This window comes from Nostoc sphaeroides, assembly GCF_003443655.1.
Taxonomy (GTDB): Bacteria; Cyanobacteriota; Cyanobacteriia; order Cyanobacteriales; family Nostocaceae; genus Nostoc; species Nostoc sphaeroides.
Window position 1 is genome coordinate 57,501 of sequence record NZ_CP031941.1, and the last position, 20,821, is coordinate 78,321.

General features: G+C 42.2%; 25 protein-coding genes and 1 rRNA gene (1 of these 26 running past the window's edge). 10 read left to right on the forward strand and 16 right to left on the reverse strand.

What is annotated here, in order from left to right:
• Positions 1-1,411 (reverse strand): 16S ribosomal RNA (locus D1367_RS00320); it reaches 80 nt to the left of the window's first position.
• A gap of 307 nt (positions 1,412-1,718) precedes the next feature.
• On the opposite strand from D1367_RS00320, the gene nadC reads away from it, so the two are divergent.
• The gene (nadC, locus tag D1367_RS00325; RefSeq protein ID WP_118161662.1) at positions 1,719-2,585 is read left to right on the forward strand and encodes a carboxylating nicotinate-nucleotide diphosphorylase; all 867 of its coding nucleotides are present in this window, start codon (positions 1,719-1,721) and stop codon (positions 2,583-2,585) included.
• Between the two features lie 15 nt (positions 2,586-2,600).
• On the opposite strand, the gene D1367_RS00330 is transcribed toward nadC, so the two are convergent.
• The 7 genes from D1367_RS00330 to D1367_RS00365 all read right to left on the reverse strand — a co-directional run bounded on the left by D1367_RS00330 (position 2,601) and on the right by D1367_RS00365 (position 8,530).
• Positions 2,601-2,933 carry a XisI protein gene (locus D1367_RS00330; RefSeq protein WP_118161663.1) on the reverse strand — a complete coding sequence of 111 codons (333 nt, stop codon included), beginning with the start codon at positions 2,931-2,933 and terminating at the stop codon, positions 2,601-2,603.
• A 388-nt stretch (positions 2,934-3,321) separates the two neighbouring features.
• On the reverse strand, positions 3,322-3,459 hold the full coding sequence (locus D1367_RS30265; protein ID WP_181985010.1) for a hypothetical protein: 138 nt from the start codon (positions 3,457-3,459) through the stop codon (positions 3,322-3,324).
• Positions 3,460-3,538: 79 nt separating this feature from the next.
• Positions 3,539-4,714, reverse strand: coding sequence for a DNA double-strand break repair nuclease NurA (locus D1367_RS00340; protein ID WP_118161665.1), 1,176 nt, complete (start codon positions 4,712-4,714; stop codon positions 3,539-3,541).
• Positions 4,715-5,048: 334 nt separating this feature from the next.
• On the reverse strand, positions 5,049-5,834 hold the full coding sequence (locus D1367_RS00345) for an HAD family hydrolase (RefSeq protein WP_118161666.1): 786 nt from the start codon (positions 5,832-5,834) through the stop codon (positions 5,049-5,051).
• A 286-nt stretch (positions 5,835-6,120) separates the two neighbouring features.
• Entirely contained in the window at positions 6,121-6,654 is a 534-nt protein-coding gene (locus D1367_RS32570) for a Rieske 2Fe-2S domain-containing protein (protein WP_276469595.1), read from the reverse strand.
• Between the two features lie 201 nt (positions 6,655-6,855).
• Complete coding sequence (locus D1367_RS00360) at positions 6,856-7,707, reverse strand: metal ABC transporter permease (protein ID WP_118161668.1); 852 nt, start codon at positions 7,705-7,707, stop codon at positions 6,856-6,858.
• 55 nt (positions 7,708-7,762) lie between these two features.
• Complete coding sequence (locus D1367_RS00365) at positions 7,763-8,530, reverse strand: metal ABC transporter ATP-binding protein (protein ID WP_118170971.1); 768 nt, start codon at positions 8,528-8,530, stop codon at positions 7,763-7,765.
• 146 nt (positions 8,531-8,676) lie between these two features.
• Here D1367_RS00365 and D1367_RS00370 point away from each other — a divergent pair, with 146 nt between their 5' ends.
• From D1367_RS00370 to D1367_RS00385, 5 genes are all read left to right on the forward strand, one after another.
• Positions 8,677-9,693 carry a metal ABC transporter substrate-binding protein gene (locus D1367_RS00370; protein ID WP_118161669.1) on the forward strand — a complete coding sequence of 339 codons (1,017 nt, stop codon included), beginning with the start codon at positions 8,677-8,679 and terminating at the stop codon, positions 9,691-9,693.
• A 129-nt stretch (positions 9,694-9,822) separates the two neighbouring features.
• Positions 9,823-10,158 carry a hypothetical protein gene (locus D1367_RS00375; RefSeq protein WP_118170974.1) on the forward strand — a complete coding sequence of 112 codons (336 nt, stop codon included), beginning with the start codon at positions 9,823-9,825 and terminating at the stop codon, positions 10,156-10,158.
• A 195-nt stretch (positions 10,159-10,353) separates the two neighbouring features.
• The gene (locus D1367_RS30270; RefSeq protein ID WP_181985012.1) at positions 10,354-10,542 is read left to right on the forward strand and encodes a hypothetical protein; all 189 of its coding nucleotides are present in this window, start codon (positions 10,354-10,356) and stop codon (positions 10,540-10,542) included.
• Positions 10,543-10,769: 227 nt separating this feature from the next.
• Positions 10,770-11,075: a hypothetical protein gene (locus D1367_RS29995; RefSeq protein WP_147337316.1), complete on the forward strand. Its 306-nt coding sequence runs from the start codon at positions 10,770-10,772 to the stop codon at positions 11,073-11,075.
• Positions 11,076-11,211: 136 nt separating this feature from the next.
• Positions 11,212-12,558 (forward strand): GTP-binding protein, encoded by a 1,347-nt coding sequence (locus D1367_RS00385; RefSeq protein WP_118161671.1) that lies wholly within the window; start codon positions 11,212-11,214, stop codon positions 12,556-12,558.
• Between the two features lie 47 nt (positions 12,559-12,605).
• Here D1367_RS00385 and D1367_RS30275 read toward each other — a convergent pair whose 3' ends face one another.
• The gene (locus D1367_RS30275; RefSeq protein WP_181985014.1) at positions 12,606-12,743 is read right to left on the reverse strand and encodes a hypothetical protein; all 138 of its coding nucleotides are present in this window, start codon (positions 12,741-12,743) and stop codon (positions 12,606-12,608) included.
• On the opposite strand from D1367_RS30275, the gene D1367_RS00390 reads away from it, so the two are divergent.
• Positions 12,742-12,999, forward strand: a complete 258-nt coding sequence (locus D1367_RS00390) for a Calvin cycle protein CP12 (RefSeq protein WP_118161672.1) — start codon at positions 12,742-12,744, stop codon at positions 12,997-12,999. The genes D1367_RS30275 and D1367_RS00390 overlap by 2 nt on opposite strands.
• Here the strand turns inward: D1367_RS00390 and D1367_RS00395 are convergent.
• Complete coding sequence (locus D1367_RS00395) at positions 12,996-13,814, reverse strand: TlyA family RNA methyltransferase (protein ID WP_118161673.1); 819 nt, start codon at positions 13,812-13,814, stop codon at positions 12,996-12,998. The two genes, D1367_RS00390 and D1367_RS00395, sit on opposite strands and share 4 nt — an antisense overlap.
• Entirely contained in the window at positions 13,815-14,249 is a 435-nt protein-coding gene (locus D1367_RS00400; RefSeq protein WP_118161674.1) for a DUF29 family protein, read from the reverse strand. It lies immediately after the preceding gene.
• A gap of 353 nt (positions 14,250-14,602) precedes the next feature.
• On the opposite strand from D1367_RS00400, the gene D1367_RS00405 reads away from it, so the two are divergent.
• Entirely contained in the window at positions 14,603-15,025 is a 423-nt protein-coding gene (locus tag D1367_RS00405; RefSeq protein WP_118161675.1) for a hypothetical protein, read from the forward strand.
• Positions 15,026-15,144: 119 nt separating this feature from the next.
• Here D1367_RS00405 and D1367_RS00410 read toward each other — a convergent pair whose 3' ends face one another.
• The 3 genes from D1367_RS00410 to apcB form a co-directional block, all read right to left on the reverse strand.
• Positions 15,145-15,459 carry a XisI protein gene (locus D1367_RS00410; RefSeq protein WP_118161676.1) on the reverse strand — a complete coding sequence of 105 codons (315 nt, stop codon included), beginning with the start codon at positions 15,457-15,459 and terminating at the stop codon, positions 15,145-15,147.
• 54 nt (positions 15,460-15,513) lie between these two features.
• Positions 15,514-15,867 (reverse strand): element excision factor XisH family protein, encoded by a 354-nt coding sequence (locus D1367_RS00415; protein WP_118161677.1) that lies wholly within the window; start codon positions 15,865-15,867, stop codon positions 15,514-15,516.
• A gap of 174 nt (positions 15,868-16,041) precedes the next feature.
• Positions 16,042-16,551 carry an allophycocyanin subunit beta gene (apcB, locus tag D1367_RS00420; RefSeq protein ID WP_118161678.1) on the reverse strand — a complete coding sequence of 170 codons (510 nt, stop codon included), beginning with the start codon at positions 16,549-16,551 and terminating at the stop codon, positions 16,042-16,044.
• 358 nt (positions 16,552-16,909) lie between these two features.
• Here apcB and glnA point away from each other — a divergent pair, with 358 nt between their 5' ends.
• Positions 16,910-18,334, forward strand: a complete 1,425-nt coding sequence (gene glnA / locus D1367_RS00425) for a type I glutamate--ammonia ligase (RefSeq protein ID WP_118161679.1) — start codon at positions 16,910-16,912, stop codon at positions 18,332-18,334.
• Positions 18,335-18,457: 123 nt separating this feature from the next.
• Here the strand turns inward: glnA and gifA (D1367_RS00430) are convergent, their stop codons facing one another.
• Entirely contained in the window at positions 18,458-18,658 is a 201-nt protein-coding gene (gene gifA, locus D1367_RS00430) for a glutamine synthetase inactivation factor IF7A (RefSeq protein WP_100899525.1), read from the reverse strand.
• Positions 18,659-18,987: 329 nt separating this feature from the next.
• Here gifA (D1367_RS00430) and D1367_RS00435 point away from each other — a divergent pair, with 329 nt between their 5' ends.
• Positions 18,988-19,938 carry a calcium-binding protein gene (locus D1367_RS00435; protein ID WP_118161680.1) on the forward strand — a complete coding sequence of 317 codons (951 nt, stop codon included), beginning with the start codon at positions 18,988-18,990 and terminating at the stop codon, positions 19,936-19,938.
• A gap of 316 nt (positions 19,939-20,254) precedes the next feature.
• Here D1367_RS00435 and gifA (D1367_RS00440) read toward each other — a convergent pair whose 3' ends face one another.
• A complete protein-coding gene (gifA, locus tag D1367_RS00440; RefSeq protein WP_109008028.1) occupies positions 20,255-20,455 on the reverse strand; it encodes a glutamine synthetase inactivation factor IF7A in 201 nt (66 codons plus the stop codon).
• Positions 20,456-20,821: the final 366 nt, after the last annotated feature.

Genomic DNA, 20,821 nt, shown 5'->3' on the forward strand with positions numbered 1-20,821 from the left:
TCCTCCTCCACGAATGGTTGGAGTAATGACTTCGGGCACTACCAGCTTCCATGGTGTGACGGGCGGTGTGTACAAGGCCCGGGAACGAATTCACTGCAGTATGCTGACCTGCAATTACTAGCGATTCCTCCTTCACGCAGGCGAGTTGCAGCCTGCGATCTGAACTGAGCTCCGGTTTGTGGGATTTGCTTGACATCGCTATCTTGCTGCCCTCTGTCCGGAGCATTGTAGTACGTGTGTAGCCCAAGGCGTAAGGGGCATGCTGACTTGACGTCATCCCCACCTTCCTCCGGTTTGTCACCGGCAGTCTCTCTAGAGTGCCCAACTTAATGCTGGCAACTAAAAACGAGGGTTGCGCTCGTTGCGGGACTTAACCCAACATCTCACGACACGAGCTGACGACAGCCATGCACCACCTGTGTTCGCGCTCCCGAAGGCACTTGAAGCTTTCACTCCAATTCGCGACATGTCAAGCCTTGGTAAGGTTCTTCGCGTTGCATCGAATTAAACCACATACTCCACCGCTTGTGCGGGCCCCCGTCAATTCCTTTGAGTTTCACCGTTGCCGGCGTACTCCCCAGGCGGGATACTTAACGCGTTAGCTACGGCACGGCTCGGGTCGATACAAGCCACGCCTAGTATCCATCGTTTACGGCTAGGACTACTGGGGTATCTAATCCCATTCGCTCCCCTAGCTTTCGTCCCTCAGTGTCAGTTACGGCCTAGCAGAGCGCCTTCGCCACTGGTGTTCTTCCTGATCTCTACGCATTTCACCGCTACACCAGGAATTCCCTCTGCCCCGAACGTACTCTAGCTATGTAGTTTCCACTGCTCTTATCTAGTTGAGCTAGACTCTTTAACAGCAGACTTACATCGCCACCTGCGGACGCTTTACGCCCAATCATTCCGGATAACGCTTGCATCCTCCGTATTACCGCGGCTGCTGGCACGGAGTTAGCCGATGCTTATTCCTCAGGTACCGTCATTGTCTTCTTCCCTGAGAAAAGAGGTTTACGACCCAAGAGCCTTCCTCCCTCACGCGGTATTGCTCCGTCAGGCTTTCGCCCATTGCGGAAAATTCCCCACTGCTGCCTCCCGTAGGAGTCTGGGCCGTGTCTCAGTCCCAGTGTGGCTGATCGTCCTCTCAGACCAGCTACTGATCGTCGCCTAGGTGCGCTCTTACCACACCTACTAGCTAATCAGACGCGAGCTCATCTCCAGGCAGTTAACCTTTCACCTTTCGGCACATCCAGTATTAGCCACCGTTTCCAGTGGTTGTCCCAGACCTAGAGCCAGATTCTCACGCGTTACTCACCCGTCCGCCACTAAATCCCGAAAGATTTCGTTCGACTTGCATGTGTTAAGCATACCGCCAGCGTTCATCCTGAGCCAGGATCAAACTCTCCGTTTTGAAGCGTTTGTAAGCTCAATTAGCTGCTCTTTTTTAACTTCAGCTTAGTTATCTTTATTTTCTTAGACCCAAACTACTTGCTGTATAATCGCTTTCAAACTATAATATTTTCAAGGTTCGGTTCACCTTTTGGCGTCGCTTTTCTCGCTCCGCTTCAGGCACTTATTCAATATAGCGAACCTACTTCATTGTGTCAACCATTTTTCCAAATTATTTTGGGACTGTTTCACAGTCACTATGAAAGCCTTAGAGAGCAAGGGTTATAGGCTATAGTATTGCTGGAAGTCACTAAGGAAGCAATAAAGTTGTGAGGAATTCTGGTGTTTTGCCACCCTGGTTGGTTTTAGATCCACTGTTGCGTGGCTGGTTGATGGAGGATATTGGCAGGGGCGATCGCACAACAAATACGCTACTAGTAGAAGATGTGACGCTAGGCTCGGCTAAATGGATAGCTAAAGCTTCAGGAATAATTGCTGGCTTACCACTTGCTGCTAGGGTGTTTCAGATTTTGAATGAAAAAGCCAGCTTTGTGGCGGTTGCGGCTGAAGGTACATGGTGTGAACCGGGACAGGTAGTAGCTGAAATTCATGGTTCGCTGGATACGCTGCTCATGGGGGAACGAGTTGCGCTCAATTTGGCTATGCGGTTGAGTGGGATTGCTACGCTGACTAATATATATGTAGAGAAAATTGCTGATTTACCTGCTCAGTTGGTGGATACGCGTAAAACGACACCAGGACTGAGACTGTTGGAAAAGTATGCGACTGCTTTGGGTGGGGCGATTAATCACCGCATGGGGTTGGATGATGCAGTGATGATTAAGGATAATCATATTGCGGCGGCTGGGGGAATTGGAGAAGCTGTTACCCGTATTCGTTCTCAGATACCTTATCCCTTGACTATAGAGGTTGAGACGGAAAGTTTAGAGCAGGTGAAAGAAGCTTTGCAGTACAACGCTGACATTATTATGTTGGATAATATGCCTTTGGATATGATGCCTCAGGCGGTGCAATTGATTCGCCAGCAGGATAGTCGGGTGAAAATTGAAGCTTCGGGGAATGTAACTTTGGAAACGATTCGCGGTGTGGCGGAAACCGGTGTTGACTATATTTCTAGCAGTGCGCCGATTACTCAGTCGAAGTGGTTGGATTTGAGTATGAGGATTGTACTTTAAATATCATGAGGTGAATTATCCTACTGCAAAGTCGGTGTAATGTCGCATTTTTGGAGGATCAAAGCCTAAAACAATGTCTTCTTTGGGGACACCGAGTTCAACTAACTGGTTTGCAATCCCAACTTCGGTACCATCTTGTTGAATCCAAATTTTGCGATCGATGATGTCGAGGTGAAGGACAGTGCCATACAGTCGCTTTGAGCCGCGCCAACCAACGTAGACTAGTTGGTAGTGGTCGCGTTCGGTATCGAAAATAGTTTGGGCTTGGATGCGATCGTCCCACACGAGTTTGGCGCGTTCTGTTAGCAGGTTTTGGATGTGTTGTCGGTATTCGTTGACGGTAGCCATTGTTGAATTACCTCCCCATCAATATCGTAGACTAACAACAGAAGTTGGTTTTGCTGAACGAGTCCCTGAATAAAGGGAGTTACAAAAAATCGCTCGTAAATACTGAACGATAAATATTAAATTCATTTTTATCCGTTGATTCGGTGTTGATTTTGTCGTCGAGTACCCGAACAATGTGTGTTATTACACCATATTGTCTTAAAATTATCAGTTCTCCTTTTTCTGGTTTTTTTGCATTTTTTTCATCTCTACTATTATTTATATAGTTACCCAAAAGCCATCTAAAATAACAACTAATTTTAGGTAATATCTGTCCGCTTGATTGCTTATTAAACCCGAAGAAACCCACCCCCACCAAAGCTACGCTTTGTCTCCACTCCCGAAGATCCTACGGTGTACACACAAGTTGAAAACCCTCTAGCCAGATTTTTGTCACAGTGAAACTGTCACACTCACCGACATCCCGCCCAGAACTGAAGTTCAGGGCTAATAGCTGAAGTCCACTCAAGTGGACTGAATTGATCATTTAGTCCACTTGAGTGGACTTCAATTATCAGACAATGTTATTTTATGAGTTCTGTTTATGTAAGCATTTATTCCCTGATTTAAGCAATACTGCCGCGCTTTCTGGCTTCTTTATAGGAAGTTCCCACATTTTTTAGACCGGCTTTAATCATTTGTTGTTCGAGGAGGGCAAAGAAACGCGTTCTATCGCCACCTTTTACTACTGCTTGGTTATGGGCTTCTGCGATCGCAACTGGGTAGCCATATCCTTTTTGGACTTGTGCTAGCATTAGCCCCAATGCTTGATCTAGTATGGTTACACTCTCTGCTACCCATGCTGGAACTTCAATCCGGGCGATTTCGGTGCCAACGTGGACATAGCAAAAGTAAATGGTTTGATCTCCGTAGAGTTCGAGGATGGGGGAATTACTGCGCCACAGGGTACTACGTTGTCCTGGTTTGAGTCGGGTTGCCCAAACAGAAGTATCTCGCAACTGTTCAAAAATTTTACAAGCTACTTTTTCTAACTGATTTGGGCAATAAGTTTTACAGTCAGGTGCTGGATGAGGACAAGCTAATAAGCGTAAAAAGTTCATTGTTTCGATGCTGCGAGAGGCACTAAGATAGCCCATTAAGGGAATTTGAGCATCACGCATTTGCTGCCAAGCTTCTAATATGGGGGGTAAAATGCGATCGCGGGCATCCATCGGTAATTGTTCTAGAAACCAGTAAATTAAGGAACCATCTACCATCGCTAATGCTGGTGCTTCCCCTTTGGCTGCACATGCAAGTTCTGCTAACACCGTTGCTTCTGAAGCAGTGCGGCGAAAACTCATCCATTCCTCGGTTCTAATTCCCCACTGCCGAGACATATATAAATCTTCTGGGCGGTAAAATACTTCTGGCAAACTATCGAGTATCGGATGGCGATTTTGTCCGTAGTGTAAAACTACTCTGCCGATATTTAGGAGATAACAGTAAGCAATTTCGTGATGGTTGGGGGCAATTTGGGAACCATCGGTAGCGATGACAGTATGAATTTTGGGGGGAACTGGGATATCAATGCAGGTTTCTAACGGCTCTATTGGGGTAGCATTAGCAAAGAGAATGCGATCGCGCCATTTTTCCTGGCGATCGATTAAATCTTGTTGAGACTCGTAAGCATTTTTGAGATGTTGTTGCGCCAATTCTAAACGCTGACGACTCGCAACAGCTTCTAAAGTAAGATGCTGACTTAAACCCTGCATTTGTCGCGCCAGTTTTGTGAGATCAAGCATAAAAGTAAGTGCTAAATGAGGAGTGAATAGTTATGAGTTATTATTTTACCTAAATAGAAAAACGTAAGCTTCTGGTTTATAATCTTTGCTATATATCCACCTTTGTTACAATTTGGCGTTGGAATAAATTCCAAAGCTAATAACTAAAGTTCTCTTCAGACGACTAAATAAATGATTTCAGTCCACTTGAGTGGACTTTGGTTATAAGCCAGGAACTTAAATTCCTGGCGGGATATCGGTAAACGCAACAATTTGACTGTTACAGAAATCTGGACAATGATAAGCCGTTTTAGGATAAAGGCATCAAGAGATGATTGCAAGGTATTTCATCTATTTAAAGCCAAGCAGAGAAATCTTTGGCAAAGTGAGACAGTGATAACAGATGAATTCGCGGATCATTTTGGGCGGATTCCCTTTCTGCTTGGGTATTATAGCCCCAGTCTGCGAGGAAGAGTTTCACTTTTTCAAGGTCTGCTTGCTGTTGGACTAAGTGCAATGTCTTGAGTCTATCTTCTACAAACCAGAGACTAACTGGCTTGTTTTCTGCTTCCTGCTTTAATTCTCGCAGAATTTCATATTTAGGACGTTTGACTTCTTTGCCAATAATTGATTCTGCTGGTAAATTCACTCCTTCTTGTTGCAACAATTGCTGGACAAAACGCCCTTCTTTAGTTGTCACAATGTATAGCTTAACTCCACTGTCAAGAGTTAATTTGATTTTTTCTATTACACCTGGATAAAATCTATGCAGACTTAGCCAACCATCTAAATCTGTGGTAATCCATTCATCTCGTTGTTTATCTAGTTTCGCGCCAATTTCTCTTCCTTGCAGCTTGTCATCTAACAAGAGTTTTGGAGCGATACTTGTCCATTCATGAAGAATTTTATCATCAAGAATTCCATCTACCAAAGCTTTGATTAAAACGGGCATTTCCCAACCTGTTTCAATTACAGGTCGTAGACGATAGAATCTTAAAGCTAAATCATCTGGTGGTGTGTCGTTAGCAAAAGACCAAATTTCACAGTAGGTACGCCATGCTACCTCAAAATATTCAATTAGTCCGTCGCAAATCACTCCATCAAAGTCCAGGGCTAAAATCGTGGGACTACTTGCGGTCATTGTTTTGAGGATTAAAACTGCTCTTGTCAGCTTACCCGACAAATTTAAATCATGCAGTAATTTTTGTTATTTTATAACTTGCTCAAAAAGTATGGTGGCATTGTCTTATCTAATCTGATACTGGTGGGTTAACGAGGATCAACAGCAGGTTTGTGATCAAATAAACGAACTTGGTTTTGCTTAACCACTATAGTGCTCAGGGCTATTTCGTTCTAGACATAACCGCCCAGAACTAAAGTTCACAGGCTTTTAGCCCAAGTCCACTAAAGTGGACTAAAAGCCTTTCTTAGTCGTCTTTAGACGAATGAATGCTATTAGCCTCAGAATTTATTCTAAGGCGGGCTAGATGATAATGAAATAGCCCTGCTATAGTGATTAGTGGTAAGGAACGCTTTGCTGGGCCATGAGCGGCTCGACCCTGAGAATCGTATTGAGATCCATGACAAGGACAAATAAAGTGATTTTTCTCAAGATCCCACTCAACTGTACATCCTAAATGGGTACAAATTGGATTGATAGCGTACTCAGCAATCTTTGGCCCGTCTTGAATGATGAGATAATCAACGCTATTGTCTGGCAAGCCTTTTACAAAAATCGGAATTCCTGGTTTTGCGATTGTCAACAGTGCATTAGTGTCAATTTGTTTACCCTCTTTGTCCAGTGCCACAGATCCTGGAATATAATTTTGACAGCCCGAATTCTTTGGATACAGGGAGCAAAGGGTTTCTAGACTTATTTCACTTTGGGAAATAGATATGCGATCGCTACTGATGCGATTGTAAGCTAATGTACTTTTAATTTGCATAACCAGGGCGGGCAAGATGCCCACCCCACAATAGTTTTACTTCCAGATAATATGCAAGGTTATTTGTCCAACAGCTTACTAGCTAGTGTGTAAGTTAAAAAATCCCGGCGCGTTTTTATCCTAGCTGGAATTTTGCCATTAGTAGAAAAATTTTCTTTCATGACCCGATTTACCAAGAAAGGTCTACCAATATACTACGGTGCGATCGCATTACAATTATTCTTTGGTTTTAAGTTGTCTATTAGTAAAAATACCGTATTTAGGACCAAATAGTAATGCTAGCAAAAATAATCCAGATACTACTAATACGATCGCAGGCCCAGAGGGCAAGTTATAAAAGTAGCTAAGATACATACCGCTAATACTAGAAATTACGCCAATTACCGCACCCAAAATCATTACTTGGTTGAGGCGTTTAACTAATAAATAGGCGGTAGCTCCTGGTGTAATTAAAAGTGATAATACTAAAATTACACCGACAGCTTTCATGCTGGCGACTATTGTTAAAGCTATTAGCACCATCAGTCCAAAGTTTAGCCGATTCACGGGTAAACCTGCGGCTTGAGCGCCTAAAGGATCAAATGTGTAAAATAAAAGCTCTTTGTATAATAAAATAACAACTATTAAAACAATAGTGGCAATAATAGCAGTATCCCGCACTTCATCAATAGTAACACCGAGAATGTTACCGAAAAGGAAGTGGTTCAGGTCGATTTTGTTATCTTTTTGAATAACAGTAATTAGGGTGATACCAAGGGCAAAGAATGCTGAAAAAACTATGCCCATTGCCGCATCTTCTTTGATTGGCGATCGCACTCTAATCCAGGCGATCGCCATTGTACTCAAAACTCCGGCAATAAATGCCCCAATATATATATTTGCTCCTACCATAAAAGCGATCGCTAGTCCTGGTAAAACTGAGTGACTGATGGCATCACCCAGCAAAGCTAGTCGCTGCACCATTAAGTAGCTGCCTACAACTGCACACAACATCCCAACTAAAATCGCAATCACTAGCGATCGCTGCATAAAGCCGTATTGCAACGGCTCAATTAATGCTTGTAACATATTTTGTCATTTGTCATTTGTCATTTGTCATTTGTCATTCGCTACCAATGACATTTTATGCAGCGTCTGAAAAGTACATTACTTTACCACCATAAGCGAGATTTAAATTCTCTTGTGTAAGTACTTGTTGGCGTGAACCTGTGGCGATTAATTCACGATTTAGTAATATTAAATCATCAAAGTGGGTGATTGATTCCCCTAAGTCGTGGTTGACTACTAGCACAATTTTGTTATCGGCGGCGAGTTCATGGAACACTTCAAAAATCACTGCCTGGGTTTTTTGATCAATGCCTACTAGAGGTTCATCAAAGCAAAAGATTTCTGCTTGCTGTGTTAAAGCACGGGCTAAAAATACTCGTTGTTGTTGTCCTCCTGATAATTGTCCTATGGGGCGATCGCAATATTCGCTCATCCCAACTCTTTCTATGGCATTTTTTGCTACTTGGCGGCTAACTGTCGAGAAGCTACGCAACCAACCTGTTTTCTTTACCCGTCCCATCATGACTACATCCCAGACTGTAGCGGGGTAAGTCCAGTCAATTTGGCTACGTTGTGGTACATAGGCAACTTTATCTAATTGTTGCATCAAGGGTTTGCCTTGGCATAGCACAGTACCACTACTAACAGGAACCAAGCCTAACATTGCTTTCATTAGCGTACTTTTGCCAGCACCGTTGGGGCCAAAAATACCAGTCAGTTTTCCCGGTTTGACAACACAGTTAACGTCCCTTAAGGCTTCTTGTGTTCGGTAGTATACCCCTAAATGGGCAATGTTAATTGCTGCTTTAGAACTCGTGTCAAATTTGATAGTTTTTGCAGGCATTTCCTCTATTTTTGTCTGGGATAGGCTCAATTTTGCAGGAAAAGAGATATTTTTCATAATCAGGTTTAAATATTTATTTCTTGAGCTTACTATAAAAATGAGAGAAATATGAAAAAATCTATAATTAGATGTAATAAACAAGATAAATGAAACTAATACTAAAGATAGACGGCAGTAATCCTTACGGCGAGGGAATAATCAGCAGGATGAAGGGAAAAATGCTTTTCCGGCTTTGTTTGGGAATGCTTGTGTCTTTAGCTTTACTCAGTTGTACGCAGAAAGACTCTAACTCCAACACTGCCAAGGGAGATAAGCCGCGAGTGGTTGCAACTAGTACCATCATTGCTGATTTAGCACAAGAGGTTGCAGGAGAGAAAATTCAACTAAGTGGAATCTTGAAACCGGGTACTGATCCCCATGTTTACGAACCAGTACCAGCAGACAGCAGGGTTTTGGAAGAAGCCGACTTAATTTTGTATAACGGCTACAACCTGGAACCGGGGCTGATTAAATTGATGAATGCTTCTGGTAGTAAGGCACAAAAGTTAGCTGTAGGGGAAGTTGTCAACTCTTTGCAGCTTGATAAAGGCAAAGGAGAAGTTGTACCAGATCCGCACGTTTGGGGTAGTGCAGAAAATGCGATCGCAATGACGAATGCAATACGGGATGCTTTGATTAAGCAATCACCTGAAGATAGAGAAAAATTTACTCAAAAGGCATTGCAACTTACTAATGAATTAAAACAGTTGCATAGTTGGATTAATCAACAGATTCAAACTATCCCTATAGATAAGCGCAAACTGGTAACAACCCATGATGCATTCCAATATTATGGACATGCTTATGGGATTGCGATCGCAGGTACTTTAATTGGCATTAGTACCGAAGAACAACCAAGCGCTCAAACAGTTCAGCGATTGGTAGAGTCGATTAAAAAAATCGGCATTTCTGCAATTTTTGCTGAGACTACAATTAACCCGGCTTTAATTAAAACTGTTGCCCAAGAAGCAGGGGTGAAATTAGCACCAAATCAACTCTATTCTGATTCAATTGGCGCTAAGGGAAGTCCAGGAGATTCTTACATCAAAATGATGGAGGTGAATACCCGCACAATTGTAGAAGCATTGGGGGGTAAATATACCCCATTTCAACTAAAGAAGTAAATTCATCAGAGTAAATATCTAACCTAAGACGTGTTCTTCTCAAAGTCTCTCCAGAGAAAGAACTCTTCGTATCCTCGATTTTTTAGAATGTTACTACTAAAACTAGTATTTTCAATACCTGAAAAAGCCATGACTAATCAAAATCAAGAAAATCAAATTAATCAACCAGTAAGTGAGGATACACATTTGCGCCAAGAACCCAACGTCAATGAAAGAAACTTAACAGCAAATCCAGGAGATAGAATTGCTGATGAGTCTCAATCTGTTGAAGAAAAGGCTAAACAGGTAGCTGTAGATGATGTACCAGATATTACAGGTGACAAAATCACAGTCCCGACTTACTTCGTTGTAGATGAACCCGATGGCACAAAGAAAGCACTCCACCACGTTAAAGATGCCGAAGAGATTTCTGACATGATTCGGGAAGCACGAGTTGACGAAAATGGAAATCGAATTTGGTGGTAGCCCTTCACTAAAGAGACACGGGGACACAGAGATAGGGAGAGTTGTTCTTTGCGTCCCCGTATCTGTTTTCTTTGATCAAGCTAGTCTATACGTAATTTAAAAAATCTTCTGTGTAGGCATAAATAAATTAACGCTACTTCTATACTGCCAGCATCACGCAAAATTTTGCTAACCAAATTAGGTATACACTCAGCAGTGAATCCAAAATCATGCTTTCGGGGCCCAAAGGCTGCGACAGCGAATAAAATTTCCTGTTTACCCAAAAGGCGATCGCAATACAACAATGCAGCATCGGCGGTGGAAGGCTATGAGTTAAATCTGCCGGTATTTACGCAGGGACGATTACTAAAACTTCAAAGTATTTTCATTATAAATATTTTTTAGCGCTCAAAGATTAAAATTTGTAACAAGTAGTCATTTACACCTTTGACATCAGAGAATATACCTTCAATAATGTTATTACATAAAAAAATTGATCGTGATATAGAATTTTTATTTGATTTTTGCCAAAATTACTGAGAGCAAAACCCAATCCGGCTAGCTCTCAGTCAGCTTTGCTGTTAAAAATCAAATGGAATTGCTATATAATCTGACATTAATAGGGTTGCATTATGCTTTTCTCGAATTCCAAAACCAGTTTAAAAAATCCCAAAAGAAATAAGAAAATAAGCAGAACTTTTTGGACACCTACTAAAATTGTGCTGCTCAGTGGACATTTAATCGTTCTACCTATTTGTACATTGATAATTTTATCCTTCTTATTGCCTTTATTCACTGCTAGCTTATCCGCTTCCATTGGAACGTCGCACCACTCTACATCGATTCCTTGGATAGATGATGCATCTGAATGTGAACATACTGGCAGAAACTGGCGCGATCGCAAGTGTTGGGATAATCAACACGATCCCACCTTCTGAATGGACATTGCATTAAAAGGTATGCAAATCATCAAAATAATTGCTTAAGAAAGACAAAACAGGTTAACAGCCTTGGAATTAGATCAAAATGGATATGTAGCCTGTTGTTTGTCCAACCTTGAATCAACCTAACTTCGTGCGAAATCTGCAAGAAACTCATTTAAATCGTGCCCGCGCCAGTCTCAGACAAGCGCTGTCTTGGTATGGATATCTTCGTAAGTCAGGACAGCTTTCATCCAACCCAGAATTGGCAGGTTTGTTGAAACCAGAATTGGAAGCTTTGAACTCCACACTCAACAAACTGGATTCTAACGTCATTAGAATTGCTGCCTTTGGTTTGGTGAGTCGTGGTAAGTCAGCAGTTTTGAATGCCTTACTAGGAGAGAAGATTTTGCAAACTGGGCCCCTGAACGGTGTCACTCAATGGCCCCGTTCCGTTCGTTGGCAGCCCGGTGGTAAGGTACTAGTAGAGTTAATTGATACTCCCGGATTAGATGAAATTGAGGGTGAGTTACGGGCAGACATGGCGCGAGGAGTAGTACATCAGGCTGATTTGATTTTGTTTGTTGTGTCTGGTGATATCACACGCACTGAGTATCAAGCACTGCTAGAATTGCGGCGATCGCAAAAACCCCTGATTTTAGTATTTAACAAAATAGACCTTTACCCAGATACAGACCAGGGAGCGATTTACCAAAATTTGCAACAACTCGGTGCCGGGCATCCTCAAGCGAAACCTTTACTACCAGATGAAATTGTCATGGTGGCGGCGGAACCAGCAGCAATGGAAGTGCGGGTTGAGTGGCCTGATGGGCGTGTCAGTTACGAATGGGAGACACCACCACCGCAAGTAGACGAACTCAAAGAAACAATTCTGAATATTCTCAATCGGGAAGGGCGATCGCTTTTGGCTTTAAATGCACTCATCCAAGCACGAGATGCAGAAGCCGCGATCGCTCAAAAAACCATCGAATTACGCGAACAAGAAGCTGAAAATATCATTTGGCAATTTACCAAATACAAAGCTTTGGCAGTAATGCTCAATCCCATTGCTTTTTTAGATATCCTTGGCGGAACTGTTGCTGATTTGGCTTTAATACGCGCCCTAGCTAGATTGTATGGTTTGCCGATGACTAGCTACGAAGCCGGGAAAATTTTAAAAACGATTTTATTTAGTTCTGGTGGCTTGCTACTGGGAGAATTAGGTAGCAGTTTGCTTTTGGGTTTGGGTAAAAGTACGGCAGCAATAACCAGTGGTGACAATCCCAGCAATATTACTGCCTTTGCTAGCAGTGCGATCGCTCAAGGTGGTATCGCCGGTTATGGCGCATACTCCGTCGGCAAAGCCGCCCAAGTCTATCTCGAAAAAGGCTGCACTTGGGGACAGTTGGGCGCTAGCAGCGTCATTCAAGAAATTCTCTCTCAAGTTGACCAAAATACAATTCTGTATCGCTTGCGACAAGAGTTAGGCATAAAATATTGAGAATAAATAAAAATTGTTAAGCATTTGTTACCGATTATAAGTGTTTATCAACTTCTATCAAACTCTTCTGACAATTGACTGACATTCCGAATTTGGGATGCAAGACTGAGAACATGACCATCACTAGCAGTGACTCCACCTAGTGCAATTCCCTTAGCTTTGTAAATTAAAGGTAAAAGTATCATGACAACTACCCTAAACTCATTTGATGCTGGGGCAACAAATCTTGAAGAAGCCATTATTGAAGCCATTACTGAAGCCCGTAAAACTTGTGAGCTAGATGGTAGTGATTCTGCTGGTTGTGCCGTAGCCTGGGACATTGTAGAAGAATTACAAGCTGAAAAATCCGATCAACAGCAAGCAAAATCAAAGAAAACCTCTTTGGAAAATTACTGCGATCGCCATCCTGAATCCGTAGAATGTCTAATCTACGACGTTTAACTCTTCCGTAAATCAGTTGTTGCTGATTGCGTTATTTGCTTAATTCCTTCTAAATCAGGTGGTGGCGTTTCACTTACCATTCCCAACCACAAAAGATATTCAATATTCCCAGCAGGGCCAGTGATCGGCGACCAAGTTAAGCCTTTGTATTTCCATCCTAATTCGTGGGCTGTTTGCAACACCTGGAAAATGGCATCAGCTTGGTCGTTTGGATCGCGCACAACACCTTTTTTACCCACACGGGATCTACCGACTTCAAACTGTGGCTTGACTAACAACACAGCTTCACGGTTAGCTTGAGTTAGTTGCCACAAAGCAGGCAGAATCTTCGTTAAAGAAATAAACGATACATCGACCACCGCCAAATCAGGAATTTGGTCATTTTCGCCATATAACTCATCTGGTCGTAGTTGCCGTAAATTGGTGCGTTCCCGTAAAATCACCCGCGAATCATTTCGCAAGCGCCAGTCAACTTGTCCGTAACCGACATCAATACCGTAAACTTTTTTTGCTCCAGCTTGTAAGAGACAATCAGTAAAACCACCAGTAGAAATCCCACCATCTAAACAAATGCGCTCTGCTACGGGAATGGCAAATACTGACAAAGCTTTGGAGAGTTTTTCACCGCCTCTAGAAACAAAAGGCGATCGCTCTTTAATATTTATTTGAGCAGTAATATCAACTTCAGTACCAGGTTTATCAATTAACTGCTGATTAACAGTAACTTCCCCCGCCTGAATTAGCCGTTGTGCTAAGGCGCGAGAAGAACATAAATTTAGCTCTACTAATAGTGTATCGAGTCGCTGTTTAGCCAATTAATTAGATTCTCCTGGTAAGATTAAAGCCAAAGCACGATTGATAATTTCTTGGCGGTTAACCAGCTTTTCTAATTCTTGGACTTCATAACGACCTTCTTCTACTTCTAAGGAAGCTTCATCAATGGCATTTAAATAGGCTTCTGCTAAGATTTCTAACAATTCTTCTGCCGTGAGATAATAACCTCCATCTTTGCGCTGCTTATTTTCTCGTTGAATTTCCCGAACCGAATTCCGAATTGATACTTCCCAAGAGCAAGTCGTGCGATTTTCAGCTTGTTGCTTAATCAGATGCAACAGCAAAATCACTGCATAGCTACGAATTGTCTTAATTATGTCATTTCGGCTCATTTCTGTTAATTCTTCAACTATAATCAATGCTCCTTGAACATCGCCTTTAACAAGTAAGTCTTTCAGAGTTAATAATTCTTCCATAATCAGCGCCTCAAAGCTCGGCAACTTCTATTGTGGCTTATAGTGGTTATAGTTCACTCTAGTAATTCCTAGCGGTAATTCAATGAATTACCGCTACTGACAAAGTATTTTGCGTAGCCACAGAAGACAAGAGACTGCCGCAACCTCAAAACGTCGTCAACAAGAGCTGCCTTCTCTTAATAAGCCGATATTTTCATTTTGGACGTTTAGGCATAATTACAGTTGAATAGTTTGAAGTTTCGATCTACAAAATTGCATAGACACTCACGAGTCAGGGAAAATAACTCAACTTTTCCGTAAACAAACCTCTGATACGAGTAGTTATTACAGATACTAAAAACTTCAACTTTATTATGAAACATCTCTTAATCGCTAGTTTCTCAACCCTACTTTTTACCGCCGGAGCTTATGTTTTACCAGCTCCCTCAATGGCACAGTTTGCAAATGTCAAACAGCATTTGAATTCTCTGAGTACAAGCCGTATAGCTTTTGCTAGAGGAAAAAGTAGTACCACAATTGAAAATGCCGAAAATAACATCTATATATTAAGAGCTAAAGCTGGACAAACATTGACTTTAAAAGTTAATAGTTTAGGCGCTCGTGCCAGTGTTACTCTCTATGGTGTTAATGGTAAACCTTTGAGTCCAGTTTTCGCGGGTGCTGACGGTGAAGGTAAAACTTTTCGCCTGCGTCTTGCTAACACAGGTGATTACTATATTGTAGGCGGTTCTGGGCCGAGTAATCATTTATACGATTTTACAGTTTCCATTAAATAACAACATTACGAAGCTTTTGGGCATAGAAGAGTGCAGATCGTCAGTAGTTAAAACGATTTGCCTCTTTTATTATTTGGGAATGCACGACATAAAGATAATTAAGATACAGCAAAATCCGTCTATTGCCGTAGTTCAGCCGGATGGAAACCCAAGACAATATCTTCGCGTAAGATACCCGCTTCTAATAATGCCTCTGCTACTGGCTGGGAAGTACCATCATATTGAATCCACACTTTATCATTAATGATATCTACATGCACCACCGAACCATGTACGCGGCGCACTCCATCCCAACCGATATGTAACACTTCGTAGTGGTTTCGCTCCGAGTCAATAACTGGTTCTGTCTCTATTTGACCGTTAGCAGGCTTGTGACTAGCATAATCAAATATCAACTGACGAATAATTTCACGATACCGAGCTAGTTTATCCATCTGATAATCCTTTCTAGTTGCTCCTCAAAGACAATTAGGTTTATTCCTATGCTATTAAGAATTAGGCTGACCAAAGCGTTCGGAAAATATACCTTCATAGACTCGCTTGGGAACTGCTAAATAAAGTTGGCGTTTTGGTTGTAGTTCTTTTAGCACACTGCGATAAGCTTCATACTTTCCTACAGCTTCCTGGAGATCACTTACAGGAGAAGGACTGAGAAAATTTTTGATTTCAACAGCTATTTTTTGATTATCTCTCTCAGCAGCAATGGTAACTCTTTCTGCTCCAATATCTACGTAAAGTTCTCTACCTCTGTATGCGAGGTATAATGGATCGTTGGTTATTGTCCAACCATCTGCTATAAGTGCTTTAATGACTGCGGCATGATAGATATCTCTGGCTGGCATTAATCGAAAGATAGCTCCAAAAACACAGCTTTAATCTAGCAAAACTATTTTACCGAGGCGCGATGTTGCAATGTGGTGGCGAAAGCTTGGATAAAGCCCTTATAAAAAAGCGATCGCTCTTTCCCAACAAAGACAAAAGTGCGATCGCTATATTTTATACTTGTTCTTGAATGACTAAATATCCTGTTCGCTCAACTCGCGTGTGATGTGATCAAATGGTTCATCCACAAAAGCAGTATTAACTACACCTGCTGCTGCTACTTGTTCCTTAATCAGATCCTTGAGAATTTGGATACCGCGAACCGTAGGCCCAATAGGCACTCCTAAAGAATTGTAAGTTTCCCGTAGCCCTTGTAGCACACGCTCATCCAATACATTCGTATTCCCCGCAACCAGCGCATAGGTGGCGTAGCGCAAATAGTAGTCCATATCCCGCAGACAAGCTGCATAACGACGAGTTGTATAAGCATTTCCACCGGGGCGAATCAATTCTGGCAGTTCTTCAAATAACTTTAAACCAGCTTGCTTGACAAGTGCAGCTGCATTAGAGTTGATCGCCGCCGCCGCTTGGACTCGGACTGTACCACTGTCAAAGTAAGACTTCAGGCTATCGATCGCATTCCGGTCAAAATACCGACCAGCTAAGTCATAATTCTTAATTAAACTTGTTACCGCATCGCGCATTCTTTTTTCTCCCAATCCTTGCTATTTATGCTTTGATATTTATTTGGCTGCACTTATCCACCAGTAAACTTTTGTGCTATTTAAATATAGATTTGGCACAAAAACAATTTATCCACTATCTAAGGATTTTATGCCAAAGTTGACCCCTGATGTGATGAACTTTCCAGTTTTGTAGAGATGATCCCTGAAAGGTTAATATAACCTGTAATCCAGATATCTGTAGCACAAGCTACAAAATCTCCTAATGTCTAGTATTTAAGATATTTCTGGTGTGTCACGGCCTGATTGAGATCAGCAGGGTTAGGATGCAATGTAAGATTCTGGTTTACTTTAGGAAATTGGTAGAGAAGGAGTAACAATGACAACACCCCAAGAACTCTTGAAGAGAATTCAAGATGAAAAAATTCAACTGATTGATCTCAAATTCATCGACACAGTAGGGACTTGGCAGCACCTCACACTGTACCAAAACCAAATCGATGAGACTGCGTTCACTGATGGCGTACCTTTTGATGGTTCCAGCATCCGGGGTTGGAAAGCGATCAATGAATCTGACATGACGATGGTACTCGACCCCAACACTGCTTGGATCGACCCATTCATGGAAGTGCCAACACTAAGTATAATTTGTAGTATCAAAGAACCCCGCACGGGTGAATGGTACAATCGTTGCCCACGCGTTATTGCCCAAAAAGCAGTAGATTACCTGGTTTCTACTGGTCTTGGTGACACAGCTTTCTTTGGCCCTGAAGCTGAGTTCTTTATCTTTGACAGTGCTAGATTTGCCCAAACCGCCAACGAAGGCTACTACTTCTTAGATTCTGAAGAAGGTGCTTGGAATTCCGGTAAAGCCGGTACAGAGAACAAACCCAACTTGGGTTACAAACCACGCTTCAAAGAAGGTTACTTCCCAGTCGCACCAACGGATTCTTTTCAAGATATCCGTACAGAGATGCTGTTGGTAATGGCAGAATTAGGTGTACCCATTGAAAAGCATCACCATGAAGTAGCTACTGGTGGTCAGTGCGAACTAGGTTTCAAGTTTGGCAAGTTGATCGAAGCGGCTGACTGGTTGATGATTTACAAATATGTCATCAAGAACGTTGCCAAAAAATACGGTAAAACCGTTACCTTCATGCCAAAACCGATTTTTGGCGATAACGGTTCGGGAATGCACTGTCACCAGTCCATCTGGAGAGACGGCCAACCTCTGTTTGCAGGTGATAAGTATGCTGGTTTGAGCGACATGGCATTGTACTACATTGGTGGTCTTCTCAAACACGCACCAGCGCTGTTGGCAATTACCAACCCCAGCACAAACTCATACAAGCGCTTAGTACCTGGTTATGAAGCACCAGTGAACTTAGCTTACTCCCAAGGCAACCGTTCTGCTTCTATCCGTATTCCTTTATCTGGCACTAACCCCAAAGCCAAGCGTTTAGAATTCCGTTGTCCAGATGCTACTTCTAACCCCTACTTGGCATTTGCTGCAATGCTTTGTGCTGGTATCGATGGCATCAAGAACAAAATTCATCCTGGTGAACCCTTAGATAAGAATATCTATGAACTCTCTCCAGAAGAACTAGCAAAGGTTCCTTCAACTCCAGGTTCTTTAGAACTGGCGTTGCAAGCACTAGAAAAAGATCACGCCTTCTTGACAGAATCAGGCGTGTTCACGGAAGACTTTATCGAAAATTGGATTGACTACAAGCTAGGTAACGAAGTCAAGCAGTTGCAGCTGCGTCCTCATCCCTACGAGTTTTACCTCTATTACGATGCTTAATTAAGTACCGTATCTATCTATCTAATATATAAGTTTAGCCACCCTAGAGTAGAGGGTGGCTTTTTTTCCAGAGTTGTGAGTTGAGACATTCACTTAAAAAATCAACCTTAAAACTCTTGAAACTTAGCTCATAGAAGCATGGCTTGGCCCATAAATCATCCGAGTATTAGCATCTACCTTCCCTTGAATTGGGTTCCAGTAGTGAGATGCTTCTTCAGGAAGACCAAGTTCTTGTGCAGCCCTCATCAACATTGATTGTTGGCGATTCTTGACTTGCTGATGTTCACGCACCATTAACGCACGAGATTTATCTGCAATAGACATAACGTATGAAACAGCACGCATCCGGCAACAGCCCATGCAGTTCCAATAATCTAATATTCTTTAATAAAAGAATTAATATTTTTTCTAAGTATTAACATCTACCTTAAGAGCTAGTTTAAAACTACCTAAAAGCAAATATGCTGCTCATACAAAGTTATTTGCTTCGGTAAAGTCAACTTCCGCCTGGGCTTGGTTGAGATTGTTCTCAATAACTTAAACAATCTGATATTTGTGTGTTCAGTTCAGACACTTTGTCTTAGATGTTCCCATTGCCTAAATAATACTGATGCCTTTTGAGATCATTCCTGAAAGTTGAAAGGAAAAAACACATGGATATTATTGGTACAAATGAGGACGATTTTCTTGCTGGCACTATTGGCAGCGATCGCATTGATGCTTTGGATGATGACGATACTATTGTAGCCTTAGCCGGTGACGACGTAATCTTTGGTAACGATGACGAAGACCTGATCGTTGCGGGAGCAGGAAACGACACAATTGATGGTGGGAATGGCGACGATTTAGTATTTGGAGATGCTGGGAACGACTCCATTGATGGCGACAATGGGGTTGACGTGATCAATGGGGGGGACGGCAATGACCGCATCATTGGTAACAATGACAATGACCGCATCTTCGGTGATGCAGGGAATGACACCATTAATGGTAATGATGGAAATGACATCCTCAATGGCTCTGATGGCGCAGATGTAATTTCTGGCGACGCTGGAAATGATCGAGTTTTTGCGGGTACTGGGAATGACACGGTATTAGGTGGCGGGAGTTTTGACCAACTCAATGGTGATGCAGGCAATGATCTTGTTCAGGGTGAGGCTGGGAACGACACCGTATTTGGTGGGACTGGAGTTGGAAATGACACCCTTACTGGTGAAACTGGCACAGACTTATTGATTGGTGGAGCTGGAAACGACTCTTTATCGGGTGGTGATGGGAGCGATCGCCTGATCGGCGTTGAACCTTTTGCCCCAGGATTTGGATCGATTGTTAACGAAGTTGATACCTTAACTGGCGGGGCTAATGGCGATACCTTTGTTTTGGGAGCAGGTAATGAAATTTTCTATGATAATGGCAGCAATAGTGACTACGCCCTGATTACTGACTTCAATATCAGCCAGGACTCTATTGAACTACCTGAATCTACCTTTAGCTCCGGTATTATCTCTATTGTGGGGACAGGGATATTTTTTAACAACGACTTAATCGCGGTTGTTGAAGGAGTTTCAAGTTCAGATATTAGCAGTGGCTTTGATTTCGTCTAAACACATATCACTATGAGTTGTGAACTTTGAAGTAAAAGGGACTGGGGCTGGGGACTTCTACTGAGGGGAGCCGAGGTAAGCCGAAGTAAGCTGTTCCACATTTAAATTGCATATACTGGGCGGGCAAGATGCCCACCCCACAAGAGTTGTATTTAATTCGATTATGCAAATTAAATGTTTTTTAGCTTATTAGGGATTAAGGATTGGATGCCAACTAAATATATAAGTTTAGCCACCCTTTACTATAGGGTGGCTTTTTTTTCGGAGTTGTGAGTTGAGACATTCACTCAAAAATCAACCTTAAAACTCTTGAAACTTAGCTCATGGAAGCATGACTTGGCCCATAAATCATCCGACTATTAGCATCTACCTTCCCTTGAATCGGGTTCCAGTAGTGAGATGCTTCTTCAGGAAGACCAAGTTCTTGTGCAGCCCGCATCAACATTGATTGTTGGCGATTCTTGACTTGCTGATGTTCACGCACCATCAACGCACGAGATTTATCTGCGATAGACATAACCATAGTCCTCTCTATTTTGTTATATTTTTTTGTTTCCTCTATAAAGAACTATAGCAAAAATTCTGTAACATAAGCTACTTTTTACAAAAATTTATATTTGACTTTGCTGACAATATCAGGTGTTTTTCCCCAAAGCTCGAAAAATCTTCCCTAATCTACTGGTCTGTCAAATTCATTTTGACGGTTAGGGAGACGCGATAAATCGCCGTCTTAATCTATCCGTCAATTATTTCTTGACAGACCAGTAGTAGTCTGTCAAGAAAATTTTGCGGGGTTGTAGAGACGCGAAATTTCGCGTCTTTACAGGGTTTTGGTAACAAATTAATCAATCAGAATTAATGGGACAGACCAGTAGTAGTCTGT

Excerpts from the sequence above, each read along its gene's own strand:
- D1367_RS29995 (WP_147337316.1), top strand. The coding sequence starts at position 10,770 with ATGCTTTTCTCGAATTCCAAAACCAGTTTAAAAAATCCCAAAAGAAAT.
- D1367_RS30275 (WP_181985014.1), bottom strand. The coding sequence starts at position 12,743 with ATGATACTTTTACCTTTAATTTACAAAGCTAAGGGAATTGCACTAGGT.
- D1367_RS00375 (WP_118170974.1), top strand. The coding sequence starts at position 9,823 with ATGACTAATCAAAATCAAGAAAATCAAATTAATCAACCAGTAAGTGAG.
- D1367_RS00370 (WP_118161669.1), top strand. The coding sequence starts at position 8,677 with ATGAAACTAATACTAAAGATAGACGGCAGTAATCCTTACGGCGAGGGA.
- D1367_RS00330 (WP_118161663.1), bottom strand. The coding sequence starts at position 2,933 with ATGGCTACCGTCAACGAATACCGACAACACATCCAAAACCTGCTAACA.
- D1367_RS00415 (WP_118161677.1), bottom strand. The coding sequence starts at position 15,867 with ATGCCAGCCAGAGATATCTATCATGCCGCAGTCATTAAAGCACTTATA.
- D1367_RS00345 (WP_118161666.1), bottom strand. The coding sequence starts at position 5,834 with ATGACCGCAAGTAGTCCCACGATTTTAGCCCTGGACTTTGATGGAGTG.
- D1367_RS00405 (WP_118161675.1), top strand. The coding sequence starts at position 14,603 with ATGAAACATCTCTTAATCGCTAGTTTCTCAACCCTACTTTTTACCGCC.
- D1367_RS30265 (WP_181985010.1), bottom strand. The coding sequence starts at position 3,459 with ATGATCAATTCAGTCCACTTGAGTGGACTTCAGCTATTAGCCCTGAAC.
- D1367_RS00410 (WP_118161676.1), bottom strand. The coding sequence starts at position 15,459 with ATGGATAAACTAGCTCGGTATCGTGAAATTATTCGTCAGTTGATATTT.
- gifA (WP_109008028.1), bottom strand. The coding sequence starts at position 20,455 with ATGTCTATCGCAGATAAATCTCGTGCGTTGATGGTGCGTGAACATCAG.
- D1367_RS00340 (WP_118161665.1), bottom strand. The coding sequence starts at position 4,714 with ATGCTTGATCTCACAAAACTGGCGCGACAAATGCAGGGTTTAAGTCAG.
- D1367_RS00435 (WP_118161680.1), top strand. The coding sequence starts at position 18,988 with ATGGATATTATTGGTACAAATGAGGACGATTTTCTTGCTGGCACTATT.
- apcB (WP_118161678.1), bottom strand. The coding sequence starts at position 16,551 with ATGCGCGATGCGGTAACAAGTTTAATTAAGAATTATGACTTAGCTGGT.
- D1367_RS00360 (WP_118161668.1), bottom strand. The coding sequence starts at position 7,707 with ATGTTACAAGCATTAATTGAGCCGTTGCAATACGGCTTTATGCAGCGA.
- glnA (WP_118161679.1), top strand. The coding sequence starts at position 16,910 with ATGACAACACCCCAAGAACTCTTGAAGAGAATTCAAGATGAAAAAATT.
- D1367_RS00400 (WP_118161674.1), bottom strand. The coding sequence starts at position 14,249 with ATGGAAGAATTATTAACTCTGAAAGACTTACTTGTTAAAGGCGATGTT.
- D1367_RS00365 (WP_118170971.1), bottom strand. The coding sequence starts at position 8,530 with ATGCCTGCAAAAACTATCAAATTTGACACGAGTTCTAAAGCAGCAATT.
- D1367_RS00390 (WP_118161672.1), top strand. The coding sequence starts at position 12,742 with ATGACAACTACCCTAAACTCATTTGATGCTGGGGCAACAAATCTTGAA.
- gifA (WP_100899525.1), bottom strand. The coding sequence starts at position 18,658 with ATGTCTATTGCAGATAAATCTCGTGCGTTAATGGTGCGTGAACATCAG.